The sequence below is a fragment of the Parviterribacter multiflagellatus genome (genome assembly GCF_056863265.1).
The window spans coordinates 238,540-262,006 of the sequence record NZ_JBXPIZ010000002.1 but is presented as its reverse complement, the minus strand read 5'-3'; the positions used below and the strand labels follow the sequence as shown (position 1 = coordinate 262,006).

27 protein-coding genes and 1 tRNA gene are annotated in these 23,467 nt (G+C 73.7%); 9 read left to right on the top strand and 19 right to left on the bottom strand.

Annotation, left to right across the window (positions count from 1 at the left end; all coding sequences use genetic code 11):
* Positions 1-44: 44 nt before the first annotated feature.
* The 6 genes from AC1UE5_RS04775 to AC1UE5_RS04750 all read right to left on the bottom strand — a co-directional run bounded on the left by AC1UE5_RS04775 (position 45) and on the right by AC1UE5_RS04750 (position 4,968).
* A complete protein-coding gene (locus AC1UE5_RS04775) occupies positions 45-644 on the bottom strand; it encodes a hypothetical protein (RefSeq protein WP_482920932.1) in 600 nt (199 codons plus the stop codon).
* 22 nt (positions 645-666) lie between these two features.
* The gene (locus AC1UE5_RS04770; RefSeq protein ID WP_482921494.1) at positions 667-975 is read right to left on the bottom strand and encodes an HNH endonuclease; all 309 of its coding nucleotides are present in this window, start codon (positions 973-975) and stop codon (positions 667-669) included.
* Positions 879-1,208 (bottom strand): ArsR family transcriptional regulator, encoded by a 330-nt coding sequence (locus AC1UE5_RS04765; protein WP_482920931.1) that lies wholly within the window; start codon positions 1,206-1,208, stop codon positions 879-881. Before AC1UE5_RS04765 ends, AC1UE5_RS04770 begins: the two co-directional genes overlap by 97 nt.
* 81 nt (positions 1,209-1,289) lie before the next feature.
* Positions 1,290-1,360, bottom strand: a tRNA-Gln gene (locus AC1UE5_RS04760).
* A gap of 35 nt (positions 1,361-1,395) precedes the next feature.
* Positions 1,396-3,228: an ABC transporter ATP-binding protein gene (locus AC1UE5_RS04755; protein WP_482920930.1), complete on the bottom strand. Its 1,833-nt coding sequence runs from the start codon at positions 3,226-3,228 to the stop codon at positions 1,396-1,398.
* Entirely contained in the window at positions 3,229-4,968 is a 1,740-nt protein-coding gene (locus AC1UE5_RS04750) for an ABC transporter ATP-binding protein (protein WP_482920929.1), read from the bottom strand. It abuts the gene before it with no gap.
* A 54-nt stretch (positions 4,969-5,022) separates the two neighbouring features.
* On the opposite strand from AC1UE5_RS04750, the gene AC1UE5_RS04745 reads away from it, so the two are divergent.
* Positions 5,023-5,202 carry a hypothetical protein gene (locus AC1UE5_RS04745; RefSeq protein WP_482920928.1) on the top strand — a complete coding sequence of 60 codons (180 nt, stop codon included), beginning with the start codon at positions 5,023-5,025 and terminating at the stop codon, positions 5,200-5,202.
* Here AC1UE5_RS04745 and AC1UE5_RS04740 read toward each other — a convergent pair.
* The 4 genes from AC1UE5_RS04740 to AC1UE5_RS04725 all read right to left on the bottom strand — a co-directional run bounded on the left by AC1UE5_RS04740 (position 5,187) and on the right by AC1UE5_RS04725 (position 10,091).
* A complete protein-coding gene (locus AC1UE5_RS04740; RefSeq protein ID WP_482920927.1) occupies positions 5,187-6,242 on the bottom strand; it encodes a hypothetical protein in 1,056 nt (351 codons plus the stop codon). The two genes, AC1UE5_RS04745 and AC1UE5_RS04740, sit on opposite strands and share 16 nt — an antisense overlap.
* Complete coding sequence (locus tag AC1UE5_RS04735) at positions 6,239-8,632, bottom strand: AAA family ATPase (protein WP_482920926.1); 2,394 nt, start codon at positions 8,630-8,632, stop codon at positions 6,239-6,241. The genes AC1UE5_RS04740 and AC1UE5_RS04735 overlap by 4 nt, the downstream gene beginning before the upstream one ends.
* Positions 8,633-8,668: 36 nt before the next feature.
* Positions 8,669-8,881, bottom strand: a complete 213-nt coding sequence (locus AC1UE5_RS04730) for a hypothetical protein (RefSeq protein ID WP_482920925.1) — start codon at positions 8,879-8,881, stop codon at positions 8,669-8,671.
* A gap of 133 nt (positions 8,882-9,014) precedes the next feature.
* The gene (locus AC1UE5_RS04725; RefSeq protein WP_482920924.1) at positions 9,015-10,091 is read right to left on the bottom strand and encodes an SDR family oxidoreductase; all 1,077 of its coding nucleotides are present in this window, start codon (positions 10,089-10,091) and stop codon (positions 9,015-9,017) included.
* A gap of 137 nt (positions 10,092-10,228) precedes the next feature.
* Between AC1UE5_RS04725 and AC1UE5_RS04720 the strand changes: the two genes are divergently transcribed.
* The 3 genes from AC1UE5_RS04720 to AC1UE5_RS04710 all read left to right on the top strand — a co-directional run bounded on the left by AC1UE5_RS04720 (position 10,229) and on the right by AC1UE5_RS04710 (position 12,013).
* The gene (locus tag AC1UE5_RS04720; protein WP_482920923.1) at positions 10,229-10,705 is read left to right on the top strand and encodes a hypothetical protein; all 477 of its coding nucleotides are present in this window, start codon (positions 10,229-10,231) and stop codon (positions 10,703-10,705) included.
* Between the two features lie 10 nt (positions 10,706-10,715).
* Positions 10,716-11,432, top strand: coding sequence for a response regulator transcription factor (locus AC1UE5_RS04715; RefSeq protein ID WP_482920922.1), 717 nt, complete (start codon positions 10,716-10,718; stop codon positions 11,430-11,432).
* 71 nt (positions 11,433-11,503) lie between these two features.
* The gene (locus AC1UE5_RS04710; protein ID WP_482920921.1) at positions 11,504-12,013 is read left to right on the top strand and encodes a hypothetical protein; all 510 of its coding nucleotides are present in this window, start codon (positions 11,504-11,506) and stop codon (positions 12,011-12,013) included.
* On the opposite strand, the gene AC1UE5_RS04705 is transcribed toward AC1UE5_RS04710, so the two are convergent.
* Positions 12,010-12,648, bottom strand: coding sequence for a hypothetical protein (locus AC1UE5_RS04705; protein ID WP_482920920.1), 639 nt, complete (start codon positions 12,646-12,648; stop codon positions 12,010-12,012). The genes AC1UE5_RS04710 and AC1UE5_RS04705 overlap by 4 nt on opposite strands.
* Positions 12,649-12,686: 38 nt before the next feature.
* Complete coding sequence (locus tag AC1UE5_RS04700) at positions 12,687-14,090, bottom strand: selenium-binding protein SBP56-related protein (protein WP_482920919.1); 1,404 nt, start codon at positions 14,088-14,090, stop codon at positions 12,687-12,689.
* A 133-nt stretch (positions 14,091-14,223) separates the two neighbouring features.
* Here AC1UE5_RS04700 and AC1UE5_RS04695 point away from each other — a divergent pair, with 133 nt between their 5' ends.
* A complete protein-coding gene (locus AC1UE5_RS04695) occupies positions 14,224-14,478 on the top strand; it encodes a hypothetical protein (protein ID WP_482920918.1) in 255 nt (84 codons plus the stop codon).
* Positions 14,479-14,512: 34 nt separating this feature from the next.
* Here the strand turns inward: AC1UE5_RS04695 and AC1UE5_RS04690 are convergent, their stop codons facing one another.
* The 3 genes from AC1UE5_RS04690 to AC1UE5_RS04680 form a co-directional block, all read right to left on the bottom strand.
* Positions 14,513-15,892 carry a dihydrolipoyl dehydrogenase family protein gene (locus tag AC1UE5_RS04690; protein ID WP_482920917.1) on the bottom strand — a complete coding sequence of 460 codons (1,380 nt, stop codon included), beginning with the start codon at positions 15,890-15,892 and terminating at the stop codon, positions 14,513-14,515.
* A 47-nt stretch (positions 15,893-15,939) separates the two neighbouring features.
* Positions 15,940-16,083, bottom strand: a complete 144-nt coding sequence (locus AC1UE5_RS04685; RefSeq protein ID WP_482920916.1) for a hypothetical protein — start codon at positions 16,081-16,083, stop codon at positions 15,940-15,942.
* Positions 16,084-16,146: 63 nt separating this feature from the next.
* Positions 16,147-16,377, bottom strand: a complete 231-nt coding sequence (locus AC1UE5_RS04680; RefSeq protein ID WP_482920915.1) for a hypothetical protein — start codon at positions 16,375-16,377, stop codon at positions 16,147-16,149.
* Positions 16,378-16,748: 371 nt separating this feature from the next.
* Between AC1UE5_RS04680 and AC1UE5_RS04675 the strand changes: the two genes are divergently transcribed.
* Positions 16,749-17,093, top strand: a complete 345-nt coding sequence (locus tag AC1UE5_RS04675) for a lipopolysaccharide assembly protein LapA domain-containing protein (protein WP_482920914.1) — start codon at positions 16,749-16,751, stop codon at positions 17,091-17,093.
* Here AC1UE5_RS04675 and AC1UE5_RS04670 read toward each other — a convergent pair.
* Genes AC1UE5_RS04670 through AC1UE5_RS04655 form a run of 4 tightly spaced genes read right to left on the bottom strand, consistent with a single transcriptional unit; the run spans position 17,090 to position 21,172 of the window.
* Complete coding sequence (locus tag AC1UE5_RS04670) at positions 17,090-17,266, bottom strand: hypothetical protein (protein WP_482920913.1); 177 nt, start codon at positions 17,264-17,266, stop codon at positions 17,090-17,092. The genes AC1UE5_RS04675 and AC1UE5_RS04670 overlap by 4 nt on opposite strands.
* The gene (locus AC1UE5_RS04665) at positions 17,263-18,084 is read right to left on the bottom strand and encodes an MBL fold metallo-hydrolase (RefSeq protein ID WP_482920912.1); all 822 of its coding nucleotides are present in this window, start codon (positions 18,082-18,084) and stop codon (positions 17,263-17,265) included. Before AC1UE5_RS04665 ends, AC1UE5_RS04670 begins: the two co-directional genes overlap by 4 nt.
* Positions 18,068-20,155: a phage holin family protein gene (locus tag AC1UE5_RS04660; RefSeq protein WP_482920911.1), complete on the bottom strand. Its 2,088-nt coding sequence runs from the start codon at positions 20,153-20,155 to the stop codon at positions 18,068-18,070. The genes AC1UE5_RS04665 and AC1UE5_RS04660 overlap by 17 nt, the downstream gene beginning before the upstream one ends.
* 9 nt (positions 20,156-20,164) lie before the next feature.
* Positions 20,165-21,172 carry a lysylphosphatidylglycerol synthase transmembrane domain-containing protein gene (locus AC1UE5_RS04655; protein WP_482920910.1) on the bottom strand — a complete coding sequence of 336 codons (1,008 nt, stop codon included), beginning with the start codon at positions 21,170-21,172 and terminating at the stop codon, positions 20,165-20,167.
* A gap of 136 nt (positions 21,173-21,308) precedes the next feature.
* Between AC1UE5_RS04655 and AC1UE5_RS04650 the strand changes: the two genes are divergently transcribed.
* The 3 genes from AC1UE5_RS04650 to AC1UE5_RS04640 are packed head-to-tail and all read left to right on the top strand — an operon-like array spanning position 21,309 to position 23,457.
* A complete protein-coding gene (locus tag AC1UE5_RS04650; RefSeq protein WP_482920909.1) occupies positions 21,309-21,827 on the top strand; it encodes a TetR family transcriptional regulator C-terminal domain-containing protein in 519 nt (172 codons plus the stop codon).
* 29 nt (positions 21,828-21,856) lie between these two features.
* The gene (locus tag AC1UE5_RS04645; RefSeq protein ID WP_482920908.1) at positions 21,857-22,381 is read left to right on the top strand and encodes a hypothetical protein; all 525 of its coding nucleotides are present in this window, start codon (positions 21,857-21,859) and stop codon (positions 22,379-22,381) included.
* The gene (locus tag AC1UE5_RS04640; protein WP_482921492.1) at positions 22,378-23,457 is read left to right on the top strand and encodes an FUSC family protein; all 1,080 of its coding nucleotides are present in this window, start codon (positions 22,378-22,380) and stop codon (positions 23,455-23,457) included. The genes AC1UE5_RS04645 and AC1UE5_RS04640 overlap by 4 nt, the downstream gene beginning before the upstream one ends.
* The last annotated feature ends 10 nt before the right edge of the window (positions 23,458-23,467 follow it).

Sequence of the window (23,467 nt, the reverse complement as noted above, 5' to 3'; positions counted from 1 at the left end):
GAACCCGCCCGCGGCAAGGCGCGCGACGAGCTCCGCCCGGCCGCTCAGACGACGACCTCGTCCTCGGACGGCGGGAGCGGCCGGTCGTCGGGCCACAGCTCCACCGCCCGCGCGGCGGCCGCGACGATCTCCGCCGCGTCGACCGTCGCTCGCGTCTCGCCGATGGCCTCCGCCGGCCAGTCGCACACGAACGTGAGCGGCCCCGCGGGCGGGAGCGGCCACAGCCACAGCTCCGCCTGCGCGCGCCCGCCCCCGCTCGACCCGCCGCGCGGCCGCAGCACGGGCCGGCCGGGCCGCTGGAGGAACGGCTTCATCTCGCCCAGCCCCCGCACGACCACCTTCCGCCCGTCCGCGAGCTCGAGGCCCAGCCGCAACGCGCCCGCGGTGTGCTCGTGGAACGGCACCCCCGGCCCGGTGCGCGGCTCGCGCTCGCGCCGGTGCACGCTCACCCCGAGCACGACGCCCGCCGGGTACACCCGCGCGTCGTCCACCCACACCGCCAGGCCCTCCCGCCGCACGAGGGCGATGTCCAGCGCGACCGTCGCGGGCCGCACGTTCTCCGGCGGCGCGACCCACTCCGGCAGCCGGTACGACGGCGGCGGGGGAGGAGCGGGCGCGGTCCCGGCGTCGTCGAAGAAGCTCACCCGGGCAGCATCCCATGCGTCCTCACGCCGCCGCCCGCCGCCGCGCCCGCCCGGCGAAGTTCTCCGTCTGGCTGTGGCAGTTCGGGCACAGCATCTGCAGGTTCTCCAGCCGGTTGTCCTGCCCGTCCCCGTTGACGTGGTGGAGCGCCATCGACAGCGGCGCGCCGAGCCACTCGTCGATGCCGCAGATCTCGCACCGGTTCTCCTTCAGCCCCGCGCGGATCAGCCGGGCCTTCACGTGCGACCGGTTGCGTACGCCCACGAGGAGCTGCTCGATCGGCATCGCCTGCGGACGCGACACCACGTCGCCGCGCGCCGCGCGGCGTTCCACGTCTCGCGGGAGAAGCCGAATCGGGCCTGGCACGCCGTGATGCTGTGGCCAGCGTCGTAGTACTCCTGCACCGCCGCCCAGTCGTACCGTCGGTTGAAGCGCTCATCCGGAGGCTCTCCGAGCCGGCGCAGGTGGTAGCAGACGGTGGACTTCGTGATGCCGAGGTCGCCGGCGATCTGGTTGAGCGAGCGTCCCTGCTCGCGGAGGGCGAGGACGCGATCCCTGGTCCGCATGCGAACGTACGTTCGCATTGATCGCGGACGGAACCGCACCAGAACGACGAACGGCCCCACATGGGGGCCGTCGTTCAGGAGATCCGGGCCAGGGATTCGAACCCCGATTCACGGCTCCAGAGGCCGTTGTCTTGCCATTAGACGAGCCCGGAACGCCAAAGGCGACAGACAATGTAGCGCGCGCGAATCACGCCGCGGCCTGCTCCGCCCAGTCGCGGTAGAGGCGCCAGTACGCGCCCTGCGCCGCGATGAGCTCGTCGTGCGTGCCCTGCTCGACGATGCGGCCGGAGGCGAGCACGACGATGCGGCCGGCCTGGCGGATGGTGGACAGCCGGTGGGCGATGACGATCGCGGTGCGGCCGGCGAGGAGGCGGCGCATGCCGGCCTCGATCTTGCCCTCGGTGTGGAGGTCGACGTTCGCGGTGGCCTCGTCGAGGATCAGGATGCGGGGGTCGGCGATGAGCGCGCGGGCGAACGCGACGAGCTGGCGCTGGCCGGCGGAGAGCTGGATGCCGCGCTCGCCGATCTGCGTCTCCAGCCCCTCGGGGAGCGCGCGCACGAACCCGTCAGCGCCCACGCCGCTCAGCGCCCGCCAGACGTCGTCCTCGGACGCGTCCGGCCGCCCGAACTCGACGTTCTCGTGCAGCGTCCCGCTGAACAGGAACGGCTCCTGCGGCACGATGCCCATCTGCGAGCGCAGCGACGAGCTCCGCACCCCGCGCAGGTCCACGCCGTCGACCAGCACGGCCCCCTCGGACGGGTCGTAGAACCGCGCCACGAGCTTCGCGAACGTCGACTTCCCCGCGCCCGTCGCGCCCACGAGCGCGACCGTCTGCCCCGGCGGGATCACGAGGTCGACGTCGCTGAGCGCGTTGACCACCTCGTCGTCCGAGCCGCGGTAGGAGAACGTCACGTCGTCGAACCGGATCTCGCCCCGCAGCGGCGACGGCAGGTCGACCGCGCCGGGCGCGTCGACCAGGTCCGGCTTCTCATCGAGCAGCTCGAAGATCTTGTCCAGCGCCGCCATCCCGGCCTGGTACTGCGTGTAGAGCTGCGACAGCTGCTGGATCGGCTCGAAGAACCCGTTCAGCGCCGCGAGGAACCCGACGAGCACGCCGACGGTCACGTCCCCGTCGATGACCTGGTAGCCGCCGTAGAGCAGGATCCCCACCGTCGCGACCGCGGAGACGAACTCCACCGCCGGGAAGTACGCGGCGTTCAGGTGGACCGTCGTCATGTTGGCGTCGCGGTTCTTCCGGTTCAGCGCGTGGAACCGCGAGAGGTGCCGCGGCTCCTGCCCGAACTGCCGCACGACCCGCACGCCCGACAGCGTCTCCTGCAGGTAGCCCGTGATGGCGCCGATCGTCTCCCGCGTCCGCGCGTACGCGTCCGCGCTGATGATCCGGAAGGCCAGCGATCCCGCGAACAACACGGGGAAGATGAGGAACGTCAGCGCCGCCAGCTCGAGGTCGAGGAACGCGAGGATCGCGATCGTCCCGATCAGCGTCAGCGAGGCCTGGAAGAGCGTCACCACGGAGTCGCTCACCAGCGAGTCCAGCGCCTCGACGTCGTTGGTCATGCGCGAGATGAGCACGCCCGCCTGGCGCCGCTCGTAGAAGCCGACCGGCATCTCCTGCAGGTGCGTGAAGATGCGCTTGCGCAGGTCCTGCAGTACGCGCTGGCCGACCCAGCCGACGAGGTACGTCTGCGCGTAGGAGGCGCCCCAGTAGACCAGCGCCGACACGACGAACCCGACGACGACGAGGTCGAGCGTGCCGAGGTCGCCCGGCACGATGCCGTCGTCGATCGCCGCCTTGGCCAGCGGCGGGGGAGCGAGCGACGCGGCCGTCGCGAAGATCAGCGCGACGAACATCAGCACGACCTTGCCGCGGTACGGCCGCAGCAGCTCGAGCAGGCCGCGGATCTTGCGCCCGCGCCCGCCGGTCTGCTTCATCCGCCGGCGCAGCTCCTCGCGCGACATCGCGACCCGGCCCCGCGGCGATCCCGAGATCGGCTGCATCTAGAACCCCGCCACCTTCCGCTCGCACGGCTTGCGGGTGAGGAAGACCTGGTCCGGCAGCCCCTTCTCGACGATCTCCGCGTACAGCGGCGACACCTCGAGCAGCTCGTCGTGCGTGCCGCGCGCGGCGACCGCGCCGTCCTCCAGGACGACGATCTCCTCCGCGAGGGCGATCGTCGACAGCCGGTGGGCGATGATGAACGTCGTCCGCCCGGCCATCGCCTCGCGCAGCGCCTCCTTGATCGACTGCTCGGTGGAAGCGTCGACCGACGAGGTGGCGTCGTCGAGGATGAGCACGCGCGGGTCGGCCAGCAGCGCGCGGGCGATCGCGATGCGCTGGCGCTGCCCGCCGGACAGCGTCAGGCCGCGCTCGCCGACGCGGGTGTCGTAGCCGTCGGGCAGCCGCTGGATGAACTCGTGCGCCTGCGCGCGCCGCGCGGCCGCCTCGACCTCCTCGCGCGTCGCGTCCTCGCGCGCGTAGGCGATGTTCGCGTGGACGGTGTCGCTGAAGAGGAACGGGTCGTCGTCCACGACCGCCACCGCGCGGCGCAGCGACACGACGTCCACGTCGCGCACGTCCGCGCCGTCGACCAGCACGCGGCCGGCCGTCGGGTCGTACAGCCGCCCGATCAGCTGCGCGAGCGTCGTCTTGCCCGAGCCCGTCGCGCCGACCAGCGCGACCGTCGAACCCGCCGCGATCTCGAGGTCGACGTCGTGCAGCGCGTCGCGCTTGGCGCCCTCGTACCGCAGCGTCACGTGGTCGAACGTCACGGCCCCACTGCCGTCCGGCAGCCCCGGCGCGTCGCGCGGCGCGACGATCTGCGGCGCGCGGTCGAGGATCTCGAACACCCGCGCGCCCGACGCGGTCGCCCGCTGCGCGAGCCCGAGCGCCATCCCGAGCATGCGCATCGGCCCGAGCAGCATCAGCAGGTACGTGTAGAACGCGGTGAACTGGCCGAGCGTCAGCCCGCCGTCGATCACCCGCCGCCCGCCGACGAACAGCAGCGCCGCGAGGCCGAGCTGGGGGAGGAAGCCGATGAAGGGCTGGTAGAACGCGCGCTGCCGCGTGGTCACCATCGCCTGCCCGAACACCCGCCGCGTCGAGGCCTCGAAGCGGCGCAGCTGCCGCTCCTCGCGCGCGAACGCCTTGACGACGCGCACGCCCGAGATGTTCTCCTCGGCCTCCGCGGTCAGCTCGCCGATCCGCTGCTGGAGCTCCTGCAGCGCCGGCCGCGAGCGCTTGCCGTACCGGAACGCGACGAGCACGACGACCGGCACCGGCGCGAGGGTGATGAGCGCGAGCACCGGGTCGATCGCGATCATGGCGACCGCCGCGACGAGGATCGTCAGCAGCGGCTGCGAGAGGAAGATGAGCCCGTACCCGAGGAAGAACCGCACCGACTGCAGGTCCACCGTCGCGCGCGACATGAGCTGGCCGGTCTGCTGGCGGTCGAAGAACGCGAGCTCGAGCGCCTGCAGGTGCGCGTACATGCGCTGGCGCAGGTCGACCTCCACGCCCAGCGACACGCGCCCGGCCACCAGCCGGCGGCCGACGGTGAGCACGAGCCGGAACACGCCGGCGGCCAGGATGAGCAGGCCGATCGTGACCAGGTCGTCCTTGTCGCCCTCGCGCACCTGGTCGATCGCGCGGCCGGTCAGCCACGGGATCGCGACCGTGGCGACCATCGCGAGCACCGCGAGCACGAACGACCAGATCACGCCCGCGCGATAGGGCCGCAAGAAGGACAGGAGACGCACGAACGTGGTCACTTCACAAAGGATAGTGTCGCTGTGGTGACCTCACCGCCCGTCGGCCTGTGCGACGCGTGCCGCTGGCAGCGCGTCGTGCGCAACACCCGCGGCTCGTCGTTCTCGCTGTGCGAGCGGTCGAAGATCGACGACCGCTTCCCCAAGTACCCGCGGATCCCGGTGCTCACCTGCCCGGGGTACGAGCCGCGTCAGCCGGAGGACTGACCGCCGTCGGCCGCCGTCCCGCCCGCGGCCGTGCCGCCGCCGCCCATCGCCGCGGCCGCCTCGGCCTTCGCGGCCTGCTGGCGCTGGTCGAGCTCCTCGGGCGAGAGCTTCTCCAGCAGCAGGAAGACCTCCTCGTCGCCGCTGCCGCGCACGTAGCTGAACGCGTACCGCGCCCGCTCGGCCAGCGACGCGACGAGCCGCGCCTCCGGCCGCTTGACGTAGCCGGCCACGCGCGGCGCCGGGAGCGTCAGCGACGCCGCGAGCGGGCGGGCGAGCAGCGGCTCGAGCTCGGCGCGGGTGTAGTGCGCGATCTGGTTCTCGAGCGTCACGTCGCGCTGCGTCTTGCCCGCGCCGACCTTCGCCGTCGCGGGCGGGAGGTAGACGACGACGTGGTCGACGCCGCGCAGGTAGCGGAACGAGTAGAGCGCGAGCTCGAGCGCCTCGCGCTGGAGCAGCAGGCCGCGGCTCGGGGACGGGTCGCCCGGGACCGCGCAGCTCGCGCCCAGGCCGCACACGCGGTAGTAGACGGTGTCGCCCTCCAGCCGCGTGACCTCGCCGGACGCGTCGCGCATCACCGGGTCGAGCGCCACGTCGTAGATCTCGGGCGACTCGACCTGCACGAACGCCAGGTCGCCCTTCGCCGAGCGGTACTGCGGCTGCACGTGCGCGGCGATCTCCTGCGCCCCGTCCTCGCCGTCGTCCGCAGGCGCCCACGCCGACCACCCGGCCGTGTCGTCGCCGCCGTCGCTGCTCCCGCCGACGAGCAGGACGAGCGACACGATCGCGATGCCCGCGATGGCCAGCAGCGCGCCGAGGAGGAACTGGAAGCGCGGGGCGTGCGGCGCCTCGTGGTACTTCAGCCGTCGCGGCGGCGCCAGCTCGCCGCCGTCGTCGTCCGGGTACTGCGCGGGCGTGACGGCGCTCTCGCCGGGCGGGCCGCTCGTCAGCGCGCGCCGCGCGGGCACGAGCGCGTCCCGGTCGACGCGGGGCCTGGTGCCGGCGGGGTCGGAGGGCTCGGGCTCGCGCTGCTCCTCGGTCACAGCTTCGGCCAGATCGTCTCGTCGGTGATGTCGATCTCCGGCGCCGACACGCGCGCCGCCTCCAGGACCTCGACCACGTCGTCGCCGTACAGCTCGCGCCGCCGCACCAGCTCGTCCGCCACGAGCAGGACGCCCTCGCGGTTGTGGCGGACCGCGCAGACCGCGGTGATGTACGCCTGCCCGAGGATGCGCGCCGCCGCCTTCTTCTTCACCGGGTCGCCGAGGACGGACGCGATCGGGTCGCCCATCATGCCGCCGGCCTGGCCGCGGTTCATGATCTGCATCCCGATCCGCTCGAAGCGCTTCATGTAGCGCTCCTCGGCCTCGAACTGCTCGTCCTCGTCGGCGAACGGGCCGGGCAGCGTGACCGGCTCGGGGCCCATGCCGCAGAAGCCGACCATGTACGCGGCGATCTGCGTCGCGCTGCCCACGTCGCCGCCGACGCCGGTCGAGTTCTCCCCGTAGAAGACGTGCTCGGCCGCCATCGCTCCGAGCGACCACACGAGGTTGCCGACCTGGTGGTGGCGCCAGTCGTTGAACCGCTCGTCCTTCGCGATCGCCTGGTGGTGGCCGAGCGAGTTGCCGCGCATCCGGATCGACAGCCGCGTGGAGAGCGTGTCCTGCATGTACACGTGGCTGGTCACCGCGTGGCCGGCCTCGTGGATCGCCACCGCGCGCGCGTCGTCGCGGTTGTACTCGACGCCGATCGCGGTGCCGGACTCGATCGTCGTCATCGCCTCGACGATGTCCTGGCGGTCGAACTCCATCCGGCCGTCCGAGTGCGCGTACGTCAGCGCCATCGAGCACACCTGCTCGATGTCGGCGGGGGAGTAGCCGTTGGTCATCCGCGCGAGCTCGTCGCGGCGCTCGGGCCGATCCAGCTCGGGGTCGTGCGCGACCTTGCCGAGGTAGAGGTCGAAGATGTCCTTGCGGTCGTCCTTCGTCGGCGTCCGGAAGTGGATGTGGCGGCCCATCCGGCCCGGGCGGATGAGCGCCGGGTCGAGCCGGTCGAGCGGGACGTTCGTCGCGCCGATGAAGTAGATCTGCTCCGGCCGCGGCTTCGGCGGCTTGAGGCGCAGCCGCAGCGGCCCGATCCGCTGCGGGATCACGTAGGTGGCGTCGAGGAACGTGTTCCACTTCTTCGACGCCCACTTGCGGAGGAACGGCGGCTCGTCGACGCCGTCCATCTGCACCAGGAGCTGGTTGAGCGCGAGGCCGCCGCCGCCCATCATCCCGCCGGGGAACATGAAGCTCTGGATGCGCAGGCCGAGCGCCTGGAGCGCGGGCGGGAACGCGGGCGCGCGCGGCTCGGCCCGGGCGGCGAACAGCCGGTCGCGCCACTCGCGCGTCTCCAGGACCAGGTCGCCGGTGGAGGTGAGCGCGCCGAACGGCCCGTGGAACGCGACGTCGTGGATCGACCGGGGGATGGGCAGGGCCTCCGAGCCGATCCCGCTCCCCAGCGCCTGCCGGCGCAGGCCGACGGCGTCGATCTCGTCGATGAAGATGATGCACTGGCCGCCCCACTTGCGCGCGAGCCGGCGGGCGCGGGCGAGCAGGATCATCACGATCACGACGTCCATCCCGATGAACGTCTGCGCGAAGCCGGAGCCCGGCATCGTCATGATCGGCGAGTTGAACGAGGTGGCGATGCCCTTGGAGAGCATCGTCTTGCCGGTGCCGGGCGCGCCGATGAAGAGCAGGCCGCGCTCGGGCTTGCCGCCGCGCTTGCGGAACTCCTCGCCGGACTGCCACAGCTGGATGACGCGCGTGACGTCCTCCTTGGGCTCCTTCTGCCCGCGGACGTCCTCGAGCTTGACGCCCCAGTCCGCGTCGCCCGGCTCGTAGCCCTTCATCTGCTTGACCCCGAAGAAGACCAGCGGCCCGAAGAGGATCAGGAAGTTGAAGAGGAACAGCATCGGGAACAGGAACGCGTACGGCAGGAACTGCAGGAGCAGCGCCGGCAGCACGTCGGCGAGCATGTCCCACGTGTCGCGGAACGTCGCCGGGCCGTCGACTGCGTCGTGGATGACGTTGATCAGCAGGAACGTCCCGCCGAAGATCGCGACGATCCACGTCCAGCGGCGCCACTTCGCGCGCCAGTACCAGTGGCGCCGGCGCGCGACGACGTCCTCGCGCAGCAGCTTCTCGTCCGCGCCGTAGAGGCTCGCGCGCGGGATCATCCGGTGCGCGAGCACGTCGATCAGGCCGCGGAAGGCGATGATCGCCAGGAACGTGACGACGGCGGCGAGCCAGAGCGGCCAGTCCTGGTCGACCAGGAAGAGGAAGACCGCGGGGCTCGTCAGGACCGCGACGAACGTGGCCGCGCGGGAGAGCCTGCGCCACTCGCGCGCCAGGGCAGCGTGCTCCTCGCTGAAGGCCGGACGGCGCATTCGGGCGCCGATTCTACGCCCGGCCCGGGCGGCGTTCTAGCGGCGCGGGATGCCGAGCACGAGGTGCGGCGCGGTGCGGCCGGCGGCGGGCGTCGACTCGAAGCGATCCTCGCGCGCCGCGGCGTCACGGAACTCCAGGTCGCCGTTGCACTTGGGGCACGAGCCGAGCGCGCGCAGGCCGTCGGCCATCGCGACGCTGTTCCACGCGAAGCCACAGCCGGTGCAGCGGGCGGCGGGGATGGGGGACATGCATGCACCATCGCCAGCAAACGGTGGAACGTCACTCCAACGTCCGTCCATGCACGGGCTCTGGTGCTGAACCTGCACGCGATTGCGCGGCGCGGTGGACGGATGTCGTGCGCCCTGGGGTGTCGTCCAGCGGCTACTGGGGGCGCAGCGCCGGGTCGCCCTCGTGCTGGCGGAAGAACTCGACGATGGGCGTGACGTACTCGGGGAACCGCGGGCAGCGCAGGCCGTTGCGCGCGAGGATCGCGTCGGCGCGGCGGGTGTCGAAGCGCACCGGGTGGTTGAGGTAGACGATCGACTCGCGCGGGGTGCCGTCGAACATCTCGCGGATCGGCTTGAGCCGCAGCGACTCGGTCACCACCGACGCGGGGAGCCGGACCTTCGGCACCTTGTCGGCGTACTCGCGCGCGAGGAGGACGTTGAGCTCCTTGGCGGTGAGCGGGTCCGGGTCGACGAGGTGGAGCGTCTCGCCGATCGCCTCCCGGTCCTGCGACACCTTCGCGAGCGCGTCGACGACGAAGTCGACCGGCACGACGTTGAACGGCGCGCCCGAGCGGCCGAGCTGCAGCACCGGCTCGTGGCGGCGGACGCTGCGGGCGATCGCGCGCAGGAGGTAGTAGGGGCCGTCGAACTTCTGCGTCTCGCCGGTGATCGAGTCGCCGACGACGATCGCGGGGCGGTAGATCGTGGTCGGCACGCGGTGCATCTGCTCGCGCACCCAGACCTCGGCCTGGAACTTCGTCGACTCGTAGTGGTTCTTGTGGGCCTGGCCGAGGCTCAGCTCGTGCTCGTACACCACGCCCGTGCGCGCGCCCGCGACGTACGCGGTGGAGACGTAGTGCAGCTGCTCGAACTGCTTGCAGGCCAGGCAGAAGTCGAGCACGTTGCCCGTGCCGTCGACGTTGACGCGCTGGGCGATCTCGAGCGGGACCGCGAGGTTGTAGATCGCCGCGAGGTGGTGGACCTCGGTGACCTTGCCGGCGAGCGCCGAGTAGGCGGCGTCATCGAGGCCGAGCCGGCGGTCGGCGATGTCGCCCACGACGAGCTCGAGGCGGGCGCCGTCGGCGCCGAGCGCGGCCGCGGCCGCGCGGGCCTGCTCGAGCATCTGCGCCTCCACCAGGGCGGTGAGGCGGAGGTCGGGGCGGTCGGCGAGCAGGCGGCCGACGAGGCGCCGCGCGATGAAGCCGGGGAAGCCAGAGACGAGACCGTACATCGTGCGCGGCAGCTTATGGCAGCGCCGCTCCGGGTGCGTTCGTCCAGGCCCGCAGGGCGGGCGCTCAGGACTTCTGCCACATGCCCGATAAGTGGGGCGGCAGGTCCGACGCCCCACTTGTCCATGGAGGACTCCTCGTGAAGCGATTCATCGTCATCTGCGCCGCCCTGCTCGTGGCGCTCGCACTTCCCACCACGTCCGTCGCGGCCGTCGCCGCGCCGTCCGCTCCTTCCGCCGCCGCCGCCGCTGCTGTGAAGAAGGGCAAGAAGAAGTCCAAGCGCGCCAAGTCGAACAAGACGGCGACGAAGAAGACGACCACGAAGGACGCCGCCACCCTCCGCGCCGAGCAGCGCTGCCGCGCGGAGAAGGCCCGTCTCGGGGCCGGCTTCCAGAAGGCGTGGGGCGGGAACAAGGCCACCGCGATGAAGCGGTGCGTGACGCAGCTCAAGCAGGACGAGATCGATGCGCAGGACGACACCGCTGCCGATGGGGACGCCGCCGACGACGAGGGCGTCGAGGGCCTCGACGAGGAGCTCGCCGATGACGGCGCGGCCGTCGAGGACGAGGGCGACGTGGCCGTCGACGACCTCGACGCGGGCGACGCCGTCGAGTAGGAATGTAGGCATGGACGCAGGGGTCCTCATCGTCGAGGACGCGCGTGAGCTGCGGGAGCTCGTGCGCGCCCTCCTGGAGCGTGCCGGCTGCACGGTGTACGAGGCCGCGAACGGCGTCGACGGCGTGCAGGCCGTCTTCGATCACGATCCCGACCTCGTGATCCTCGACGTCGGCCTGCCGGGCAAGCTCGACGGCTGGTCGGTGCTCGCGCGGATCCGTGAGGCCGGCGACGTGCCGGTGCTGATGCTGACCGCGGAGGACGCCGAGCTGGCGCGCGTCCGCGGGCTCCGCGCCGGCGCCGACGACTACGTCACGAAGCCGTTCTCCAACGCCGAGCTGGTCGCGCGCGTCGAGGCGCTGCTGCGCCGGAGCGGGGGCGGGCGGCGGTCGAAGTCCTCCGTGCCGGCGGTCTACGACGACGGGCGCCTGCGGATCGACTTCGCCGAGCACCGCGTGACGCAGAACGGCCGCTCGGTCGAGCTGACGCCGCTGGAGTTCCGCCTGCTGGCCGCGCTGGCCCGCCACCCGGGCGAGCTGATGACGCACGAGCAGCTGCTCGAGCAGGTGTGGAACGACGGCTCCGGCCACGGCCGCGAGCGGGTCAAGCTCTACGTCGGCTACCTGCGCCGCAAGCTGTCCGCGCGGGGCGTGCCGCCGATCGAGACGGTCCGCGGGATGGGCTACCGCTACAAGGCCCCGTCCTCGGACGCGCACGCCGCGGGCTGACGCGGGGCCGCGCCGCGCACGCGGCGCGCGGGGCGCTTCCCCCGGCGGGCGGCCAGGAGTACGCTCGTGCCATGAGGCAGAACGTGCTGATCGTTGCGAATCGCACGGCGGCCTCGCCCGAGCTCCTGGCGTTCATGTCCGAGCGCCCCGACGCTTCGTACGAGCTCGTCGTGCCACCCCAGACCTCCGGGCCGAGCGGCCGCGCCGCCGCGGAACGGAGCCTCGCCGAGGCCCTCGCGCGGTACAACGCGGAGGGGATCGACGACGTGCGCGGTCACGTCGCGACCGCGTCCGACCTGGTGATCGCCGTGATCGAGGCCTACGACCCCGCGCGCCACGACGAGGTCGTCCTCTCGACGCTGCCGGCGACGACCTCCCGCTGGCTCGCCATCGACGGCCCCGCACGGGTCGCGAAGGCCACCGGCGCGCTGGTCCACCACGTCGTCGCGCGGGCACCGCGTCGCGAGCCGCGAGTGGTCCACCGCACCCGCGAGCGGCAGCTCAACCCGGGCATCTTCGCGGCGTTCGAGGCGCTCGGGTACGGCGGCAGACCGCACGACCGCGCGGGCGCGACGCGTTAGCTGAACAGCGTCACGGTCCCCGCGACCACGAACGCGCCGGCCCACAGGTGGTCGGTGTTGAGCCACGCCTTCTTCAGGATCGAGACCCCGAAGTGGTCGTAGACGAGGAGCGCGACGACGGCCATCGTCGCGAGCATCGCGCCGACGTGGACGGTCAGCACCGCCGCCGTCTCCGCGATCGAGCCGAGCAGCTCGGTGTCGTGGTCGTGCCCGCCGCTCCCACCCGACGCGACGCCCGCGCCCACCAGCACCGGCGCGACCATCAGGCCCGCGCCGTGTGCGCTCGACATGAGGAACGACCACCAGGTCAGCTCGCGCGGCGTGACGCGCATCTTCGCCCAGCGCGGGTGGGCGCGCGGGCGGGCGAAGCGGAAGATCCCGAACGCGAGCAGCGCCGCCGCCGCGCCGAGCCGGAGCGGGCCGGGGTCCGCGAGCACGCCGAGGCCGACGACCAGCGCCGCGACGACGCCGATCGCCAGCTCGTGGCCGACCGCGATCGGGCCGAGCGCGCGCAGGAGCGCGCCGCGCGAGCGCTCCTGCAGCCCGAGCCCGACCGCGAAGAGCCAGCCCATCGCCGGGTTGAGCCCGTGGTACGCGCCCAGCCCGGCCATCGCGACGAGGGACCAGACGTCCACCGCCTACCTCCCGCGCGGCTCGTGGAGGGGCGCGGTGGTCACGACGGGAAGCAGTACGAGTCGCTGGAGGCGTCGCCGCCCTCGAGCCGCACCTGGTGCGGGCGCTCGCCGGTGAACGGCAGGAAGAAGTCGCGGTCGACCTCCAGCCCGCCGTCCGGCGTCGCGTCGAGCTTCGTCATCCAGCCGCCGATCCCCGCCGGGTAGAACTGCGCGTCCCACGCGGCGTAGAGCGAGTTCGTCAGGTAGACGCGCCGGCCGTCGCGGCTCACCTCCACCATCTGCGGGCCGCCGTTGAGCGGGCCGGACGCCGGGTGGGAGCCGGGGTTCGGGCCGATCCCGCCGAGCTTGACCGACGCCGTCTCGCGCGGGGCGCGCGGGTTGGAGACGTCGAACCGCTTCAGCTCGCCGGTGCCCCAGCACGAGACGTACAGCGCCTGGTCGTCGACGCTCAGCGCGATGTCGGTGATGAGCGGCGGCACCGCGCCGAACGGCTGGAGGATCGGCGGCAGCTCCTCGGCCTCGGCCGGCTGTGCGGGGATCGTGATGACCTTCTCGGCCTTGACCTCGCCCGTCGCCGCGCCGCTCCACAGCCAGACCGACGCGCTCAGGTCCGCGGTGCTCGTGACGACGCCGACGAAGCCGTAGTCCTTCGACGGGTCGTGCGCGGGCCGCAGCTCGAGGACCATCTGGTGCTCGGCGCCGAGGTCGATCTCCTGCTTGTGCGTGCGCTTGTCGAGGTCCCACACGTGGAGCTTGTGGCCGTACTGGTTGCCGAGCAGGAGGTCGCCCTGCAGGCCGTCCTCGACCATGTTCGGCGTGCCCCACTCGGACGTCACGACCGTCCCGTGGTTGAGATGCCACCAGAAGTCGTACGCCAGCTCCTGGGGGCCGCGATCGTCCTCCCACTGGCCCTTGACGCTGAAGTCGTCGTGATCGAGCAGGAAGATGCCACCCGGCCCGTCGCCCTCGGGGTTGCCGAGCGCGCTGACGTAGATGCCGTCCGGCCCGCAGTGGACGGTGTGGGGCCGCGAGTAGCCGGCCTTCCTCGCGATCTCGTCCGCCTCGATCGTCTTGACGAGCTTGGGCTGACGCGGGTCCTCCTTGACGTCGAGCACGTGGATGTTCGACGAACGCAGGCCGGGGACGAGGAGGTAGCGCCGCTCGACGTGCGGGTGCGGCGCCCACGGGCAGAGCGCGGAGGAGCACGCGTTCCACCCGAAGTGGTGCAGCTCGTCGCCGAGGCCGGGCATGTCGATCCGCCCGACCGGCCGCGCGTACGTCGGCGAGTCGGGGTCGACGTCGATGACCGTGATCGCGTCCGGCTTGCGGTCGCCGTTCTGGCCGACGTTGAGCGTCGCCACGTAGGCGAGCGTCTCGCGAGCGCCGGAGGAGGCATCCTGCGGGGTCGCGTAGAAGGTGGGATCGGGGGTCAACCGCGCCATGCCCGGATCCTACGCCAAATCTCGATCCATTTTGTGGACAATAGGCCATGAAACCATCACACGGGAAACTGGGAGTCAGCTCTCGTGAGAACGGGCACGATGGTCGCGTAGTCGGGAGAGAGACGCGACCGGGATGACCGTTCACCAGCTCTACGAGATGCTCGGAGACCTCGAGGACACGCGGGAGCTCGTCATCGAGGCACCCCACGCCGATGCAGACGATCCGCTGGTCGCCGCGTGGCGTTCGGCGGCCGGGCGTGCGCGGGCGGCCCTCGAGGTCTGGCGCACCCGCGGCGGGCGGGAGGCGTACGCCGCCTACCGTGCGCTCGCGGACCAGGCCGACGCCGCGCAGGACGCCCTGGCGTTCGCGGCGGCGCGGGCCCGCTAGCGCGCCGGCGCCACGACGGGATCCGCGCCCGCCGTCAGGCGAGCTCGAGCAGCTGCAGCCAGACCTCGCTGCGCGTGGGGAAGGTCGGCACCGCGTGCCTGAGGACGCGGAGCGGGACCTCGCCCGCGACCGCGATCGTCGCCGCGTGCAGGTGCTCGGCGACGTCGGCACCGGTGAACGTCGCGCCGACGAGGACGTCGCGGTCGGTGTCGATGACCGCCTGGACCTTGGACGGGACGCCGCGGCCGATGAACGAGCTGCCCGCCGTCGCGTTGAGGTCGCCGGTGACCGTCCGCACGTTCAGGCCGGCGCTGCGGGCGCCGGCGGCGCTCAGCCCGACCGACGCGACCTGCGGCTCGGTGAACACGACCGCGGGCGCGCGCGGGCCGTCGAGCAGCACGGCGCAGTCGGGGCGGCCGAGGATGTGGTCGGCGGCGCAGCGGCCGTGCTCCTTGCCCTGGTGGGTGAGCAGCGCGCGGCCGTTCACGTCCCCGATCGCGTAGAGCCACTGGTGGCCCTCGGCCTGGAGGTGGTCGTTGACGGCGATCGGCCGGTCGGTGGGGAGGCCGAGCGCGTCGAGCCCGATGTCGCCGGTGCGCGGGGTGCGGCCGAGCGCGACGAGCAGCTCGTCGGCGCGCAGGAGCGTCGCGTCGTCGTCGAGCTCCACCACCACCTCGCCTGACGGACCATCCGGCCGGCTGACCCGGACCGCCTCGCGTCCGAGCCGTACGTCGACGCCGTGGCCGCGCAGGCCCGCCTCGACCTCCTTGCCCGCGAACTCGTCGAGCCGCGGGAGGAGGTGCTTGCCGCGCGCGACGAGCGTGACGTCGCTGCCCAGCGAGCGCCACGCCTGCGCCAGCTCGACCGCGACCGGGCCGCCGCCGAGCACGATGAGCCTCGCGGGGGCGTGCTCGGCGTTGGTCGCCTCGCGGTTCGTCCACGGCGCGGCCTCGGCCAGGCCCTCGATCTGCGCGGGGAGGTTCGCGTCGCTGCCGGTCGCGACGACGACCGCGCGCCGCGCCTCGAGCACGACGTCCCCGACCCGCACCTGCCGCTCGCCCACGATCGTCCCGAGGCCGCGCACGATCGCGATGCCGCGGTCGGTCAGCCACGGCTCCATCACGGTGTCGTCGAGGTCGTGCACGATCTCGTCGCGGCGCGCCAGCGCGGCGCCGACGTCGAGCGTGCCGGTCGCGGCCTGCGCGGCCCCCGGCACCCGCCGCGCCTCCGCGAGCGCCTGGCCGGGCCGCAGCAGCCCCTTCGACGGCATGCAGGCGTAGAACGAGCACTCGCCTCCGATGAGGTGCTCCTCCACGATCGCGACCGAGAGCCCGCCCTGGGCGAGTCGGCCGGCGCAGACCTCGCCGGCGGGGCCGGCGCCGAGGACGACGACGTCGTAGGTGCTGTCAGGCATGGCGGCGAAGCTACCGCCTCGTGCAACGCACGACCGGGAGTCGCGCGTCAGGAGCGCTCGTCGCGCGGGGACCGCTGCGTGGGACCGCCGGTCCTCGGCGGCCTCGCGTCGAGCGGCAGGTTGAGCGGATAGGTGGGGTCGCGCGCGTTCAGCACGATCCGCTCCGCGATCGCACGCTCCTCGTCGTCCATCAACCAGATGGTCGGGCCGGCGCCTGGCGCGGGCTGACGACGCTTTCGACGAGAGAACAGCATCTAGAAAGCTCCGTTGACGAGTGTACCTGCGAGCGCGGCGAGCGCCACGAGGCCGTCCAGCAGCAGGCGGTATCCCCGCTGGAGGTGACGGACCTTGCCCTCGTAGGTAAGGCGCTCGGCTGACACCGCGGCCACCCAACGGCGCAGGATCGCCCGCTGCAGCTCCAGCGGCTCGCTCTCCTGGCGCGCTCGGCCTTCGTACCCGGCGATCTCGCTGCTCCGGACGACCACTCCGGATGCCGTGCGGAGCGCGAGCGCCGCGCTCGTGGCGGCGAGGAGCAGCAGGGCGAGCGCAACGGCGTAGACCGCCGAATGGCGTCGGCCAGCCAGACGCCACGGTCGACGTCGGTGAGACGCGGGCCGAGCGCGATCCCGATTGCCAGCGGTCCGTTCGCGATGACCGCCAAGCCGCCTGCGCGGACGTCCGCGTGGTGGTTGCGCTCGCGGTCGATGCTCGCGAGCTCGCGCGTGTGGTCCACGAGGTGCGCGACGTTCTCGGCGACCTGGGGTGGCGACATGGCCGCGACGCTACGAGTGAACCCGCAACGACTCACGCACGAATCCGTGCCAAGCGGGTGGAAGGACTGCGTAGGATCTGCGACATGGCAGGCACCGACCCGTTCGACACCGTGGGGACGACGACGACGGGAGGCCCCGGCACGCCGGCCGGGAGGCCCGCCGGGAAGCCCGCGAAGCGCGGCGGGAGCTCGCTGTTCGCGAAGGAGAACCGGCGGCTGCTGTACGGGCTGATCATCGGGGCGGTCGTCGCGGTGTTCGCGGTGCTGAACCTCGACGAGGTGCAGGTCAACTGGATCTTCGGGACGTGGTCGACGCCGCTGATCGTGGTCATCGCCGTCACGTTCCTGCTCGGCGCGGCCGTCGGCTACGTCGCGGCCGCCGGGCGCGGCAAGGCGAAGGCGAACGCCGGGGCGAGCGGGAAGCTCTAGCCCCGCGGGCGCGCGTCGAGGTCCGACGCGATCCGCGCCGCCTCGCCCGGCACCAGCAGCACGAGCGCGCACACCTGCGCGAGCCGGCCGGCCGCGACCACCGCGCGCGGGACGCGCACGGCCCGTGGACGGGTGGGAGCCGCGTGCGCCGCCGGTGACGGAAGAGCGCTCACCCGACCGAGCCTTCCCGCGGCCCCCGCGCGGCATGCACGCGGATCGCCTCGCCGCCGCCAGGCGCGACGACCTGCACCCGCACGTCCGGCGCCAGCTCCGCCGTGTGCCGCGTGAACGCCTCGGCCGGCTCGGTCAGCGCGCGGTGACCGCGCCGCGCGTTCAGCGGCAGGAACGTGCCCCAGTGGATCGGCACCGCCAGCCCCGGCCGCAGCGCCGCCGCCGCGCGCGCCGCGTCGAGCGGATCCATGTGGCCGCTGCCCAGCGACGGGCCCCAGCCCCAGATCGGCAGCAGCGCCGCGTCGACCTCGCCGACCTCGCGCTCGAGCCCGTCGTACAGCTCGGTGTCGCCCGCGAAGTACACCGAGGGCACGTCCGGCCCGGACAGCACGTAGCCCACCGCGTCGGGCACCGCGCCGCGCGCGACGGGCGAGCGCCGGCCGTCGTGGATCGCCGGCACCGCGCGCACCTGCAGCCCCGACCCGAGCGGCAGCGACTCCCCGACCGGCAGCTCGTGGACGTCCGCGCCCGGCACCGTCCGCAGCATCCGCGCCACCGCCTGTCCGGCGCCCCGCGGCACCACGACCGGAACGCCGCCCGCCGCGACGCGCCGCAGCGACGGCGCGTCCGCGTGGTCGCGGTGCAGGTGCGACAGCAGCACCGCGTCGACCGGCGGCACCACGAGCTCCGGCGACGGCGCGTGCCGGCGCAGGTGCGCGATGCGGTCGCGCAGCACGGGGTCGGTCAGCACCCGCGCGCCGCCCACGTCGAGGAGCGCCGTCGCGTGGCCGAGCCACGTCAGGTCAGCCGGGGACGACATCGCCCGGCGCGGGAGAGGTCGGCAGGCGCGGCACGTACGCGGTGTGCCCGAGCCCCGCGAGCCACCCGCGGAGCAGCTGGTGGACGGCCTCGGCCCCGATCAGCGGCTCGCCCGGCATCGGCAGCCGCGTGGGGGAGAGCAGGAACGGGTGCGCCTGCGGCCCGCCGAGCCCGCCGTGCGACCCGACCAGCTCCTCGAACGCCGCCACCTCGCCCGTCTCGGGCCACCAGGTCGAGTTGAGGACGAGGTCGGGGCAGTGCGGGAACCCGTGCGTGCGCAGCACGTGCCGCGCCGCGTTGGGCCCGAACGGCGCCAGCGGGTCGTCGCCGACCACCTCACCGGTCTCCAGCCAGTGCTCGCCGCCCGCGCCCAGCACGACCGGTCCCGCGGCGGCGCGGACCAGCACGAACCCGACCCCCGGATGCTCCCGCAGCGCCGGCAGCAGCGCAGGGTACGTGTGGTCGATCAGCTCCCGGATCACCCGCCCGGGCAGGCGCGGGAACGACACGAGCCCGAGGTTCCCCGACGCCATCACCACGACCTCGGGCAGCTCGTCCTCGGACGACCCCGCCGGCGGCAGGTCCCGCCGCGCCTCGCCGCCCACACGCACCTCGCCGTCGACCTGCCGCCCGCGCGTGATCCGCCCGACCGCCCGCGAGCCCGCGGTGTCGCCGCCCGCCGCCTCGGTCAGCGCCGCGCCCAGCCGTCCCGCCGCTTCGTCCTCGCCCGAGCCCGACGCCGCGACCTCCGACGTCCCGCACGCGCGCGCGACGAGCGCCTCCAGCGTCTCGCCGTACCGCTGCAGGAACGTCGTCCCCTGCGTCTGCCCGTGGTCGGACAGCACGACGAGCTCGTACGGCCGCGGCCCCATCGTGGATGCCGCCGCGATCCGCCCGATCGCCCGGTCCACCCGCCGCAGCACCGCCAGCGTGTCCGCGCGCTCGATGCCCGAGTGGTGCGCGACCTCGTCGTACGCGAGGAACGTCGTGTAGACGACCGGCCGCCCGGCGACGACGTCCGCGATCACCGACTCGACCTGCAGGTCGAGCTGCACGACGGTCGCGTAGGCGCGCACGAGCGCGTACTTCCAGCCCCGCCTGATGCGGGGCTGCACGTCCCGCCGCCGCTGCTCCCCCGCCGCCCGCAGCTCCCCGACGATGTCGTAGACGCTGCGCACGAGCGTGCGCGCCGCGTTGCCCGGCTGCGCGAAGTACGCGAAGTAGTCGTGGCCGATGCCCTGCGGCCGGTCGCGGTCGAGCACCGTGCTCATCGTCAGCAGCGAGTGCGGCGCGTCGCCGGAGAGGATGTTCGCCCGCGACGCCCCGTCGGCGTGCAGCAGGCCGCGCCCGTCGGACACGCGCCGCTCCAGCTCGGCGGCGTCGCGCGGATGGTTGGTCACCAGCGCCGCCCCGCGCTCCTTCTCCCACCAGCGGAACGCCGGGATGTCCTCGTTGGTGCCGTGCAGGAGCCCCGCCTGGCACGCGCCGGTCTGCGACGACCAGTCGGTCTCCCAGCCGTGCAGGTGGTGCGAGCCGTCGCGCAGCCACCGCGCGAGCGTCGGCGCGTCCCCGTCGCGCAGCGCCCGCTGGAGCACCTCGTGCGCGAGCCCGTCGATCTCCAGGAACAGGATCCCCGGCACGTCCGTCTCGTCGCCCCGCCCGCGCCGCCCCGCTCGCTTCACGCGCCCGCGCGCGAAGCGCTCGTCGTCCTCGTCCAGCGCGAACGCCGCCGACAGCCCGGTCGTCGCCGCCGTCACGGCCACCGCGACGGTCACCGCCCCGAGCAGCGTCGTGACCTCGAAGTCCGGCAGGACCGCCGCGACGAGCAGCACCACGGCGCCGTTGAGCACGAGCGCGCCGAGCCCGAGCGTCAGGACCGTGAACGGCAGCGCGAACCGCACGACCAGCGGCCACACGAGCGCGTTGACACCGGCCACGAGGATGACGGCGGCGGCCGCGGCCCAGGTCTGGTCGAGCTCGACGCTCGGCAGGATCGCCGCGCACAGGCCGAGCGCGAGCGCCGCCACGAGCACGGTGGCGATCGCACGCGGGGCGACCCGGAGGACGGGCATCGCCTCAGATCATGCCGGGGGCGACGACGGCGCGGGCTCACCCGCCGGGGGTGAGAAGCGGCGGCGGTGCAGGATGTAGGCGACGAGGCCGGCAGGGAGCTGGAGCCAGTAGGAGGCCAGGCGGTAGGCGAGCGTCGCCGCCGCAGCGGCCGCCGGCGTCACGCCCGCGAGCGCCAGCGTCGCCGTCATCCCGGCCTCCACGACGCCGAGCCCGCCGGGCGTCACCGGCACCTGGGCGAGGAGCTGCGCGGCGACGTACGCGAGCAGCGCCAGCGCGAGGTTCGGGGTCGCGCCGACCGCCGTCAGGGCCGCGACGAGCGTCAGGAAGTCGAGCACCCAGCGGCCGAGCGCGCCCGCGACCGCCTCGGGCCAGCGGGCGCCGAGCGCGCGGCGGATCTGGTCGCGCCGCGCCGTCAGCTTCTCCGGCAGGTCCTCGGCCAGCGTCGCGTCGCGCCGCACCTTGCGGTACAGCCACCGCGCCGCCCGGCCGACCGCGCCGATCGACGTGTCGCCCGTGAAGAGGACCGCGCCGAGCGCGAACAGCGCCACGAAGACGACCGCGCCGAGCAGCGCCGCCTCGGCCAGCGTCTCAGGCACGGTCAGGCCGGCCAGCACGAAGGGCAGCGTCAGGACCGGCAGCGCCGCGAGCGCCGCGACGATGAGCAGCGAGCCGGCCGTCAGGCCGGTCGCCACCGCGCCCGGCCGCACGCCCGCCTGCGTGAGCATCCGGTACTGCAGCGCCGCGCTCGTCGCCGCCCCGCCTGGCACGACCCGGCCGAGCGCGCCGCCCGCGAGGTTCGACGTCGCGACCGCGAACCAGCTCGCCTTGTGGAGCGCCACGCGCTGGACGGCGAAGAAGCAGATCAGCGAGCCGACCTGGGTGCCGAGCACCGCGACCCACCACAGCGGCTCGACGTCGTCCACGTCGTCCCACGCGCCGAACACCTCGAGCACCGCGGGCGCGAGCCCGTAGAGGATGAGCGCAGTGAGCGCGAAGGCGAGGATGCGGCGGACCACGCCCGGCATCTTCCAGCTTCGCGGGGCGACCCCTGCACAGGGCGCCCCGGGGCGACCCGCTCCGCGGACCTCCCGAGGGAGGTTGGAAACCAGAACCGGTGCGTGACGATCGACCGTTCTCGGGTATCGGCCTGCGGTGTCGACCGCAGAACCCCTCGTCCCCGAGCGCCGGGAGGCGCTCCTGCAGGCTGCCCGTCGCGTGATCGCCGAGGACGGGCTGGAGGCCGGCGTCGTCCTGCATCCCACCCTCGCGCAGTCGCTCGCGACCGGCGTCGCCCAGGAGATGGGCGCCGCGGTGCGGGCGCGGATCGACGGCGCCGAGTCCGTCGACGTCTTCGTGGACGGCCTCATCGACGGGGTCCTGGAGAGCGCGGCCGCGTGGCGCGACGCGCTGCCGCTCGCGAACGTGAGCATCGAGCGGCTGCGGATCTTCGAGGAGCTGTCGGCCGTCGTCGAGCCGTGGACGGAGGCGCTGCGCGACGCGATCGAGCACGCGCAGGCCGGGGGCGTCGTGCGGGAGGACCTCGACCCGGCGACGACCGCGTTCGTGCTCCGCGACGTGCTCGACCGCACCGCGAAGGCGTGCGTCCTGTTCGGCCGCACCGACTACCGCGAGTCGGCGGCGGCGCTCGTCCGCTCCGCGCTGCGCGCGTGACGACGGGGGCGCGGGATAGGGTCACGCCCATGTCCGCCGCCCGCCTGCCGCTGTCCCTCGCCGCCGCCGGCGCCGTGCTGCTCGCGTCCGCTGCGCCCGCCGCGGCGGAGGAGTACGCGGCCCGCGCGCTCCTGAAGGCCGAGATCTCCCAGGTGGCCAAGAAGAGCGAGCCGGCCGTGCGCGTCCCGGCGCGGATCGACCTGGACTTCGACGGCGAGGTCTTCGGCTCCGGCTCGGCCACCGCGCGCTCGTGGACGCTGGGGCTCGACGCGACCGAGGACTGCGGGGGCGCGAACGCGTGCTTCCTCGCGTCGTTCTCGGGCGAGGAGGGCGGCACGCCCGCGTTCCGGCGGACGGTGGAGCTCACGCGCGGCGTCACCGGCTACTACAAGCCGCAGACGTGCGGCGCCTCGTGCTCGCCGCCGATGATCCAGTGGAAGCAGCGCGGCGTCCTCTACGCGATCCAGGCGAAGGTCGGCGTCGCCGGCGCGGCGAAGCAGCGCGCCGCGATGGTGCGGGCCGCGAACTCGGCGATCACCGCCGCACCGCGCTGAGCCTCCAGGCCCGGATCCAGCGCCTCCGCGCGGCGAGCGTCATCCTCGTCCAGGCGGCGCTGGCCGCCGGCCTGGCGTGGTTCGTCGCCGACCAGCTCTTCAGCGGGCGGCCGTTCTTCGCGCCGGTCGCGGCGATCATCACGCTCGGCATCACCGCCGGGCAGCACGGGCGGCGGGCGATCGAGGTCGGCCTCGGCGTCACGGCGGGCATCGCGATCGCCGATGCGCTGGTGCAGCTGATCGGCAGCGGGCCGGTGCAGCTGGGGCTGATCGTGCTGCTGGCGTCGGCGCTGGCGGTGCTGGCGGGCGGGAGCGCGCTGGCGGTGTCGCAGACGGCGGTGTCGGCGGCGTTCGTCGTCGTGCTCGAGCAGCCCGACGGGTTCAACTTCGCCCGCACCGGCCAGGCGGCGGTCGGGGTGACGTGCGCGCTGCTGATGTCGTTCGTGCTGCTGCCGGTCGACCCGCTGCGGCTGGTGCGCGCGGCGGCCGCGCCGCTCCTCGACGAGCTGGCCGAGACGCTGCGCGACATCGCGTCCGCGCTGGAGCGCGCCGACCACGCCGACGCGCTGGCGGCGCTGCGGCGGGCGCGCGCGTCGGACCCGCTCGCGCGCGACTTCGCGGAGGCGCTGACGGCGGGGCGCGAGACGGCGTTCGGGGCGCTGCCGCGCCGGCGCGCGCTGCGCGTGGTCGACGTCTACGCCGAGGCGGGCGCGCACCTGGATCTGGCGGCGCGCAACGTCCGCGTGCTGGCGCGGGGCGTGCTGCGCGCGATCGAGATCGGCGACCACGTGCCGCCGGGCGCGGCCGAGTCGGTGCGGGAGCTGGCGGCGGCGGCGCGCGGGCTGCACGGCTGGCTCGACGACCCCGCGGCGGTCGACGAGGCGCGCGAGCACGCCACGCGCGCGGCGTGCCTGGCCAACGAGGTGCTGGAGACGACCGCGAACCTCTCGATCAGCGTCATCGTCGGCACGGTGCGGTCCGCGGCGGTCGACTTCCTGCGCGGCACCGGCATGTCGCGCGACGAGGCGCTCGACCGGGTGCGGACTGCGGGTCGTCCCAACGGTTCCACCTCCTAGGGTGGATGGC

What these genes read in the sequence shown, in the direction of transcription:
- AC1UE5_RS04685 (WP_482920916.1), bottom strand. Translation starts at nt 16,083, where the DNA reads ATGGACGACGAGGAGCGTGCGATCGCGGAGCGGATCGTGCTGAACGCG.
- AC1UE5_RS04735 (WP_482920926.1), bottom strand. Translation starts at nt 8,632, where the DNA reads ATGCGCCGTCCGGCCTTCAGCGAGGAGCACGCTGCCCTGGCGCGCGAG.
- AC1UE5_RS04695 (WP_482920918.1), top strand. Translation starts at nt 14,224, where the DNA reads ATGACCGTTCACCAGCTCTACGAGATGCTCGGAGACCTCGAGGACACG.
- AC1UE5_RS04665 (WP_482920912.1), bottom strand. Translation starts at nt 18,084, where the DNA reads ATGTCGTCCCCGGCTGACCTGACGTGGCTCGGCCACGCGACGGCGCTC.
- AC1UE5_RS04755 (WP_482920930.1), bottom strand. Translation starts at nt 3,228, where the DNA reads ATGCAGCCGATCTCGGGATCGCCGCGGGGCCGGGTCGCGATGTCGCGC.
- AC1UE5_RS04765 (WP_482920931.1), bottom strand. Translation starts at nt 1,208, where the DNA reads ATGCGGACCAGGGATCGCGTCCTCGCCCTCCGCGAGCAGGGACGCTCG.
- AC1UE5_RS04715 (WP_482920922.1), top strand. Translation starts at nt 10,716, where the DNA reads ATGGACGCAGGGGTCCTCATCGTCGAGGACGCGCGTGAGCTGCGGGAG.
- AC1UE5_RS04700 (WP_482920919.1), bottom strand. Translation starts at nt 14,090, where the DNA reads ATGGCGCGGTTGACCCCCGATCCCACCTTCTACGCGACCCCGCAGGAT.
- AC1UE5_RS04660 (WP_482920911.1), bottom strand. Translation starts at nt 20,155, where the DNA reads ATGCCCGTCCTCCGGGTCGCCCCGCGTGCGATCGCCACCGTGCTCGTG.
- AC1UE5_RS04675 (WP_482920914.1), top strand. Translation starts at nt 16,749, where the DNA reads ATGGCAGGCACCGACCCGTTCGACACCGTGGGGACGACGACGACGGGA.
- AC1UE5_RS04645 (WP_482920908.1), top strand. Translation starts at nt 21,857, where the DNA reads ATGTCCGCCGCCCGCCTGCCGCTGTCCCTCGCCGCCGCCGGCGCCGTG.
- AC1UE5_RS04690 (WP_482920917.1), bottom strand. Translation starts at nt 15,892, where the DNA reads ATGCCTGACAGCACCTACGACGTCGTCGTCCTCGGCGCCGGCCCCGCC.
- AC1UE5_RS04730 (WP_482920925.1), bottom strand. Translation starts at nt 8,881, where the DNA reads ATGTCCCCCATCCCCGCCGCCCGCTGCACCGGCTGTGGCTTCGCGTGG.
- AC1UE5_RS04725 (WP_482920924.1), bottom strand. Translation starts at nt 10,091, where the DNA reads ATGTACGGTCTCGTCTCTGGCTTCCCCGGCTTCATCGCGCGGCGCCTC.
- AC1UE5_RS04710 (WP_482920921.1), top strand. Translation starts at nt 11,504, where the DNA reads ATGAGGCAGAACGTGCTGATCGTTGCGAATCGCACGGCGGCCTCGCCC.